We start from the raw sequence: 7,712 nt of genomic DNA on the forward strand, positions 1-7,712 counted from the left end.
TTTGTCAGTGCCGGGGCGAAAATTTGGGTCATTCGATGGTTTCAGAGGATGGAGCGAACGGAGGAGATAATCCGATCGATCGTGGGATCGCCGTCATGGGCCGCCTTGCGGGCCCGAACGAGGCAAGCTTCGGATCGCAGGATCACGCCATCCAAAAGGATCTTCAGATGGTTCGCCTTCAAGGTGGAGCCGGTCGAGGTGATGTCGACGATGATGTCGGCCGAGCCGGAGGCCGGCGCCCCCTCGGTGGCGCCCAGGCTTTCGACGATCCGATAGAGTTGGATGCCGTGGCTGCCGGAAAAGAACTGCTGCGTCAGCCGCCAGTACTTGGTGGCGATCGCGAGCCGGCGGCCATGGCGGGCGCGGAAGTCGGCGGCCACATCGCCGAGGTCGGCCATGGTGTCGACGTCGTACCAGACTTCCGGCACCGCGACGACGACATCGGCATGGCCGAAGCCGAGCCGGGCCGCGAATTCGACGCGCGCGTCGGCGTCGGCGATACCTTCGCGCACCAGGTCTTCTCCGGTGACGCCGAAATCGACGGCGCCGCTGCCGACCTCGCGGGAGATCTCGGAGGCGGACAGGAAGGCGACCTCGACGTCGTCCCAACCCTCAACGCGGCCGCGATAGGAGCGGTCGTTGCCGACGGCGACGATCTTCATCCCGGCGCGCTCGAAGATGGCCGAGGCGTCATCCTTCATCCGCCCCTTGGACGGTAGCGCAATGGTAATCGTCATTTAAGCGCCCCTGCGGCAGCGATCGCCCGTTCGATCCGGTCGAGCCAAAGAGAGAAACCGACCGCCGGAATATGCTCGCGGGCGCCGAGCAGCGTCAGCAGCCGATCGAAACGCCCGCCGCCGGCCAGGACCGCCGGCGCTCCCTCGGCCTCGATCTCGAAGACCAGGCCGGTGTAGTAATCGAGCGGGCGGCCGAAGGCGGCGCGATAGCGGATGAGGTCGCTATCGGCGCCGGCCTTGGCGAGCGCCGCGACGCGGGCGTCGAAGAGCGGCAGGGCGTCGTCGAGCTTCAATTTCGACTTCTTGGCGAAAGCGTGCAGCGCCGCCGGCGCTTCGGAAAGCGGCAGGTCGAAAGCCAGGAATTCGCGCATGACGGCGAGCGCTGCCTTGTCGAGCCGCGTCGTCGCAAGCTCCATCTTTTCCTTCAGCCGCCGGGCGATCTCGCGCGGCGAACGGCTGGCATTGGTGGAATAGCCGGTCGCCTCCATCGTCTCGGTAAGATGGGCGACGAGCCGCTCCTCGTCGTCGAGGATGCCCAGGATGGCAAGCCGCTCGACTTCATAGCCGAAGACACCGGGGGACTTGGGATCGGCGAGCTCGCCGAGCAGCTTCTGCAGCAGTTTCTGGTCGCCGAAGGCGTGGATCAAGCGCTTCTGCCAGCCGCTCGGCAATCCGCAGGCGGCAATAACCGCCTCGAAGACAGACTGGTCGCCCAGCGTCACCTTGAGCCGTCGTTCGCCAAGTCGGTTGGAGAGCACCAGCATCGCGTCGCCGATCGCCCGAGCATCGGCGCCGGCCGTATCGGTGTCGCCCAGATCCTCGATGCCCGCCTGGTAGAATTCGCTCGAGCCTTCCCGGCGCTGCCGGAACACCTCGCCGAGATAGGCGTAGCGCTGCGGCGTGCCTGTCGCGGTCTCGATATGGCGCAGACAGACGGGAATGGTGAATTCCGGGCGCAGGCAGAGACTGTCGCCGGTCTCGCTCTCCGTCATGAAGATCCGCCGGCGCAGGTCTTCCCCGGCCATGTCGAGAAAGGGCTCGGCCGGCTGGATCACCGGCGTGTCGACGCGCAGCGTCTTCAGCCGCTCGAAGTCGGCAAGAAGGTCACCGGCAAAGGCAGGAAGGTTGATCAGCGGCATCAGCCTGCCCTTTTCCGGTCCTCGGCCTGTTCTGCCAGAATCGCGCGGACTTTCGCGACGAGGTCGCCCTCCGGAACGGAGACCTGGGCGACGCGGGCCTCGCGCCAGGCGACATTGTCCTCGATCTCTCCCGAGAGCCGCTTGCCTTCGATCAGGTCCTTGATCTGGACAACCCCCGAGGCGCGTTCGTCGCCGCCCTGGATGATCGCGATCGGCGAGCCGCGCCGGTCCGCATATTTGAGCTGGTCGCCGAAATTCTTCTTATTGCCCTGGTACATCTCGGCGCGGATACCGGCATGGCGCAACTGCTGCACGAAGCGCTGGTAGCGGCCCATGCTGTCGATATCGCGGTCCATGACGCAGACGACGACCGGCGCGACTACCTCTTCGACGCCCAGCTTGCCGAGGTTCTTGAGCGCCGTCATCAGCCGCGACACGCCGATCGAGAAGCCCGTCGCCGGCACGGGCTGGCCCATGAAGCGCGACACGAGGCCGTCATAGCGGCCGCCGCCTCCCACCGATCCGAAGACGACCTTCTCGCCCTTCTCGTTGGTGACGGAGAATTGCAGCTCGGCCTCGAAGACCGGGCCGGTATAGTATTCAAGGCCGCGCACGACCGAGGGGTCGATCTTGATGCGGTCCGCTTCATAGCCGGCGCTGAGCACGAGGCTGCGGATCGTGTTGAGCTCCTGGACGCCTTCCGTGCCCTTGCCGGTGCCGGCCACGAGTTCGGCGAGTTCGCCGGCGCTTTTCGCATAGTCGGAGATGCCGACGAAGAACAGGATTTTGCGGATCTGCTCCTCATTCAGCCCGGCGCCCTTGGTGAAGTCGCCGCTCTCGTCCTTGCGCCCCTCGCCCAGCAACAGGCGCACGCCCTCCGGGCCGAACTTGTCGAGCTTGTCGATGGCGCGCAGGACCGTCAGCCGGGCGTTCGCCCGGTCGTCGCCGCCGAGACCGATCGCCTCGAGCACGCCATCCAGGACCTTGCGGTTGTTGACCCGGATCACATAGTCGCCGCGTGCAATCCCGAGCGCCTCCATGGTGTCGGCCATCATCATGCACATCTCGGCATCGGCCTGGACGCCGGCCGCGCCGACCGTATCGGCATCGAACTGCATGAACTGGCGGAAGCGGCCCGGTCCCGGCTTTTCGTTGCGGAACACGTAACCGGCGCGATAGGTGCGGTAGGGAAGCTGTATCTCGTTGAAGTTCTCCGCGACGTGACGGGCGAGCGGCGCCGTCAGGTCATAGCGCAGGCTCATCCATTGCTCGTCGTCGTCCGTCAGCGAGAACACGCCTTCGTTCGGCCGATCGCTGTCGGGAAGGAACTTGCCAAGCGCATCGGTATATTCGAACAGCGGCGTTTCGACGGGATCGAAACCGTAGCGCTCATAGACTTCGCGGATCTTCGCGATCATCTCGTCGACGGCGCGGATATCCGCGGCCGAGCGGTCGACGAAGCCGCGCGGCAGGCGCGCCTTGAGCTTCTGCGGTTTCTTCGGTTTGTCGTTCATGGAAGGCATTCCGGGCTGTGAAGCTTGGTCGGTGCCTTCCCTACCGGATCACGTCAAGGGCGGCAAGGGCGGCGGTCGACAAAGGGCGGCGACGCCGGCATCCGGAAAGATCGCGGAACCAGGCCGCGCGAAAAAGCGTTCCGGTTTCACAGTTCCGATCACATCGCGATGATTGTAAACCGATCTCTCTACGCTTATAAGTTAAGCCGTTCGACACAAAGGGCTTCAACGGAGACTTTGGCAAAATGCTGACTGTCATGACGCCCGGGGCGGCAGCGATAAGGCCGCTCAATCCGGAAACCCACGGGGCCTGGACCCGCGTGCTCGCGAAGGCAGGCTATATGATCGACCCGTGGCATTGCGACGTCGACAGCGGCGCCTTCGTGGTCGGCCTACGGACCCTTTCGCTGCTTGGCCTGAGGCAGAATCCCTGCGGCATCATCGACCTCGTCCGGGCCTACGACCAGGAAGACCGGGCGACAATACTGTGCATCCTGGAACAGGCAACCGCGACGTCTTCGTCCTTCTGCTTTTCTGCGATGGTCCGCCGGCCGAGCGGAAGCTCATACCAGCTTTGCTGCATCGGAAACTCGACGCTCGGCGAGCATGGCGCAGGGGGCTCCCTGCAAGGCGTATTCGCCGTGCCCCGGAGCGGGTCTGCATTGCCGGCTTGATGAGGCGATCACGACTTGGCGATCTTCCCATACCGCCCCTTCTTATTCGGGATGGAGTAGCCTATCTTCCCGGCATGCTGCGTTGGCTCGCCATCACCCTCCTGCTTCTATCCGCCCCGCTTGGCGGCGCCCTTCCTGCGATCGCCCAGGCGCGCGACCTCGCAGCGAAGGCGGTTAGCACACATCATCACAGCATGGTGACATCCGATACCATGCAGCATGCCTCCGCGGATCGCGGCAGCCATTGCGGGCAGGGGGCCCATTGTCCGGGTCCGGCAAAGTCGGACCACCCGGCGCTCTGCTCGGCCTGTGTCGCGATCGATGCAGCGCCCTTCGGGCTCACGCGATCCGCGGGGTCTTCGATACGGCTCACGCCGCAGCGTCAAGCGACGCTCCTCGACCAGGCCCTCAAACCCCTGTCGCCACCGCCCAAACTCTACCTTTCCGTCTAGCGCTGCGCCTCCCGGCGGGCGCGCAGCAACACTCATGAACGTCATAGATTGGAAAGGTACGCATTATGTCCCTGAAAAGGATCCTCACTGCTTTGATAATCGCCGCATCGGTGGGCAGCGCCTCATTCTCGCAGGAGAGCGGCCATCAAGGCATGAATCACAATTCGACGGCGGCCGAGTCGGCACCGTCAAGCAGAGCCTTCGCCGAAGCGAATGCAAAAATGCACAAGGATATGGACATCGTCTTCACCGGCAATGCCGACGTCGACTTCGTGCGCGGCATGATCGCTCACCACCAGGGCGCGATCGACATGGCAAAGGTCGAGCTCGAATACGGCAAGGACGAGGCGATCCGCAAGCTTGCGGAAAACATCATCAAGGCGCAGGAGGCGGAGATCACGATGATGAAGGAATGGCTCGCCGGGCACGGCGGCTAACGGCGGCTAAACGAGACTGCCCTCCCCGCTTGTAACGGAGGTACGGGGAGGGCCACTCCGTCGAATCATGCAGTCGGCCTTGCGAATTGGCGCCGCATCTCCTCGATCCCGTCACGGCAGACGCAGCCTTCCAGGTGATCGTTGACGAGCCCCATGGCCTGCATGAAGGCATAGACGGTCGTCGGACCGACGAAGGTCCAGCCGCGCTTTTTCAGGTCCTTCGAAATCCGCACCGATGCCGGCGTCGTCGGATTGGCGATCAGCGTTTCGTAGTCGACGACTTTCGGGCGCTCGCTTCCATCGGGTTCGTGCGCCCAGAAGTAAGCGGCGAGCGAGCCGAACTCCGAACGCAATTCCTGTGCCCGCCGCGCATTGTTGATGGTCGAGACGATCTTGCCGCGGTGGCGGACAATGCCGGGATCGGCCAGGCAGCGCTCGATGTCGGCGTCGCCGAATTCGGCAACCGCATCGAAGTCGAAGCCGGCGAAGGCTGACCGAAACGCCTCGCGCTTCCTCAGGATCGTCAGCCAGGAGAGGCCCGACTGGAAACCCTCCAGGCAGATCTTCTCAAACAGCCGGCGATCGTCCGTCACCGGGCGGCCCCATTCCTCATCGTGATAGCGGCGGTAGTCCTCGAGATTGCCATGCCAGGCGCAACGTTGCAGCCCGTCATCGCCCATTATCAAGCCCCTTGCCGACATCGCTGCTCTCTCGTCCTGTTTCTCTTTTGTTCCATTTACCATTTGCAAACCACATTCATAAAGCGGGGAATAACCCTACCCAAAGCTTTATCCACATCCCCGCATTTTATCGGACCGGCGTTTACCGTTCGGTGGCGGAGGAATGCGAGCATCGCGGCATTCCAGGGTGCAGCGCCGTGCTGCCCGTTAGATTTTTCGGCGTAAGGTAGCGAGTCCGTCCGATCATGAAGAAATTCCTTTTGCTTGCCACGTGCCTTGTCTGCACCTTCCCCGCCGGCGCCGGCGCGCGGGAGCGATACCAGAACCGACCGCCGGTCATCGTCAGCCCTGACCTCGCCGCGCCCTGGGTGATGCAGTTGACCGGCGAAGGGGTGCGTCCGGCCGTCTATCGCCCGCAGGTGCCGGCCGCCACCCGAAAACAGGTGGAACGCCGCCAGATGAAGCGCCGGCTTGAAACGGCAGCCGTGCAGCCTGCCGCAGCGCGCGCCCAAAGGCCGGTGAAGTCGCAGTTCGATCCGCAATTCCTGCCGCAGATGGTGGGCTACGAGACGAACGAGAAGCCCGGCACGATCGTGATCGACACCAACAATCGCTTCCTCTATCTCGTGACCGGCGACGGACAAGCGCGCCGCTATGGCGTCGGGGTCGGCAAGCCGGGCTTCGAATGGGCCGGCGCGCACAAGATAACCCGGAAATCCGAGTGGCCGAGCTGGACGCCGCCCGGCGAGATGATCGCGCGCGAAGCGGCCAAAGGTCATTATCTGCCGGCCCGCATGGACGGCGGTCCCCAGAACCCGCTCGGCGCCCGCGCCATGTATCTCGGCTCCACGCTCTATCGCATCCATGGCACCAATGCGCCCTGGACGATCGGTTATGGCGTATCGTCCGGTTGCATCCGCATGCGCAACGAGGATGTCGTCGATCTTTACGAGCGCGTCAAAGTCGGCACCAAGGTTATCGTGATATAACGGCGGCCGGCTACAGCGCCGTGCGTCTTTCTAGATGCCCGGCGCTGTAGCCCTTTGAATTGCTGGATGTTTTGTCTTTGGATCGGCTACGATCTGAGGAAACATGCAGTAGAATACTTCCCAGGCAAGTTTCTTTTTGCTTGCACCGGATCGTGATCGAAAAGCAACAGCCGTTCCCTGCGATACAATGTCCGCCCCTTGCCTTGTTCTATGGGATGTATCACGGGCTTGCACTTGCGGTTAAAACACATAGCTTGCCCGCAACGAGGGTTCAGAGGGAATCATACATGAGACTTCATGCCACCAGGCTGGCTGCGCTCACCGTCGCGGCCGCTGCTTTTCTGGCTGCCGCAAACGCGTCCGCCTTCACGCCGGCCGACATTGTCGGCGCGAAGGTCAAGCGCTCCGATGTCGTGCTGGCCGCCCAGCCGAAAAAGCCGCCGCAGAGATTTTGGCGCACCAAGGTAAGGTTCCGCACGGACGAGGCGCCCGGCACCGTCATTGTCGATACCAACAACAAGTATCTCTACTACATCGACGGCCCGAACCGCGCGACGCGCTACGGTATCGGCGTCGGCCGCGAGGGCTTCGGCTGGTCCGGCGTCGTCAAGGTGGGCCGCAAGGCGGAGTGGCCGAGCTGGACACCGCCGGCGGAGATGCGCCAGCGCGAAAAGGCAAAGGGGCGCATCCTGCCGATCACCCAGGAGGGCGGCATTGACAATCCGCTCGGCGCCCGCGCCCTCTACCTCTACAAGGGCGGCCGCGACACGATTTTCCGCATCCATGGGACGAACCAGCCCTGGACGATCGGCCAGAACATGTCGTCCGGCTGCATCCGGATGATGAACGAGGACGTCGAGCACCTCTATGACCGCGCACCGATCGGCACCAAAGTCATCGTGATCGGCCCCGGCAACAAACAGGGCGACGTCAGCTACGACGACCGCGGCGTCGACATCTTCCGCCAGATCTTCGGCGGCTGACGAGGCGGGAAATTTTTCCCCCTCTTCGGCGAAGCCCCTCACCCTAGCCCTCTCCCCGCACGCGGCAGGGCTGTCCGGGGAACGGCCTGGGTGAATCGAAATGTCGC

The 7,712-nt window shown here is 63.7% G+C and carries 9 protein-coding genes; 5 read left to right on the forward strand and 4 right to left on the reverse strand.

What is annotated here, in order from left to right; genetic code table 11:
- Window positions 1–41 precede the first annotated feature (41 nt).
- The 3 genes from hisG to hisS are packed head-to-tail and all read right to left on the reverse strand — an operon-like array spanning window position 42 to window position 3,390.
- Window positions 42–737 carry an ATP phosphoribosyltransferase gene (gene hisG, locus N181_RS21590; protein WP_037399577.1) on the reverse strand — a complete coding sequence of 232 codons (696 nt, stop codon included), beginning with the start codon at window positions 735–737 and terminating at the stop codon, window positions 42–44.
- Window positions 734–1,876 (reverse strand): ATP phosphoribosyltransferase regulatory subunit, encoded by a 1,143-nt coding sequence (locus N181_RS21595; protein WP_037399580.1) that lies wholly within the window; start codon window positions 1,874–1,876, stop codon window positions 734–736. The genes hisG and N181_RS21595 overlap by 4 nt, the downstream gene beginning before the upstream one ends.
- Entirely contained in the window at window positions 1,876–3,390 is a 1,515-nt protein-coding gene (gene hisS, locus N181_RS21600; RefSeq protein ID WP_037399583.1) for a histidine--tRNA ligase, read from the reverse strand. The genes N181_RS21595 and hisS overlap by 1 nt, the downstream gene beginning before the upstream one ends.
- 245 nt (window positions 3,391–3,635) lie before the next feature.
- Here hisS and N181_RS21605 point away from each other — a divergent pair, with 245 nt between their 5' ends.
- From N181_RS21605 to copM, 3 genes are all read left to right on the forward strand, one after another.
- Window positions 3,636–4,064, forward strand: coding sequence for a hypothetical protein (locus N181_RS21605; protein ID WP_014327482.1), 429 nt, complete (start codon window positions 3,636–3,638; stop codon window positions 4,062–4,064).
- Window positions 4,064–4,516: a hypothetical protein gene (locus tag N181_RS21610; RefSeq protein ID WP_153457848.1), complete on the forward strand. Its 453-nt coding sequence runs from the start codon at window positions 4,064–4,066 to the stop codon at window positions 4,514–4,516. The genes N181_RS21605 and N181_RS21610 overlap by 1 nt, the downstream gene beginning before the upstream one ends.
- A gap of 65 nt (window positions 4,517–4,581) precedes the next feature.
- The gene (gene copM, locus N181_RS21615) at window positions 4,582–4,953 is read left to right on the forward strand and encodes a CopM family metallochaperone (RefSeq protein ID WP_037399589.1); all 372 of its coding nucleotides are present in this window, start codon (window positions 4,582–4,584) and stop codon (window positions 4,951–4,953) included.
- 65 nt (window positions 4,954–5,018) lie between these two features.
- Here the strand turns inward: copM and N181_RS21620 are convergent, their stop codons facing one another.
- Complete coding sequence (locus N181_RS21620) at window positions 5,019–5,654, reverse strand: DNA-3-methyladenine glycosylase I (protein WP_037399592.1); 636 nt, start codon at window positions 5,652–5,654, stop codon at window positions 5,019–5,021.
- A gap of 221 nt (window positions 5,655–5,875) precedes the next feature.
- Between N181_RS21620 and N181_RS21625 the strand changes: the two genes are divergently transcribed.
- Window positions 5,876–6,622 carry a L,D-transpeptidase gene (locus N181_RS21625; RefSeq protein ID WP_037399595.1) on the forward strand — a complete coding sequence of 249 codons (747 nt, stop codon included), beginning with the start codon at window positions 5,876–5,878 and terminating at the stop codon, window positions 6,620–6,622.
- 287 nt (window positions 6,623–6,909) lie between these two features.
- Window positions 6,910–7,605, forward strand: coding sequence for a L,D-transpeptidase (locus tag N181_RS21630; RefSeq protein WP_037399598.1), 696 nt, complete (start codon window positions 6,910–6,912; stop codon window positions 7,603–7,605).
- Window positions 7,606–7,712 lie beyond the last annotated feature (107 nt).

It is taken from the genome of Sinorhizobium fredii USDA 205, from assembly GCF_001461695.1.
GTDB classification, from domain to species: domain Bacteria; phylum Pseudomonadota; class Alphaproteobacteria; order Rhizobiales; family Rhizobiaceae; genus Sinorhizobium; species Sinorhizobium fredii.

Bases quoted from the DNA above. Each gene is read 5' to 3' on its own strand.
- N181_RS21610 (WP_153457848.1), top strand. From the start codon at position 4,064: ATGAGGCGATCACGACTTGGCGATCTTCCCATACCGCCCCTTCTTATT.
- N181_RS21630 (WP_037399598.1), top strand. From the start codon at position 6,910: ATGAGACTTCATGCCACCAGGCTGGCTGCGCTCACCGTCGCGGCCGCT.
- N181_RS21620 (WP_037399592.1), bottom strand. From the start codon at position 5,654: ATGTCGGCAAGGGGCTTGATAATGGGCGATGACGGGCTGCAACGTTGC.
- copM (WP_037399589.1), top strand. From the start codon at position 4,582: ATGTCCCTGAAAAGGATCCTCACTGCTTTGATAATCGCCGCATCGGTG.
- N181_RS21605 (WP_014327482.1), top strand. From the start codon at position 3,636: ATGCTGACTGTCATGACGCCCGGGGCGGCAGCGATAAGGCCGCTCAAT.
- hisS (WP_037399583.1), bottom strand. From the start codon at position 3,390: ATGAACGACAAACCGAAGAAACCGCAGAAGCTCAAGGCGCGCCTGCCG.
- N181_RS21595 (WP_037399580.1), bottom strand. From the start codon at position 1,876: ATGCCGCTGATCAACCTTCCTGCCTTTGCCGGTGACCTTCTTGCCGAC.
- hisG (WP_037399577.1), bottom strand. From the start codon at position 737: ATGACGATTACCATTGCGCTACCGTCCAAGGGGCGGATGAAGGATGAC.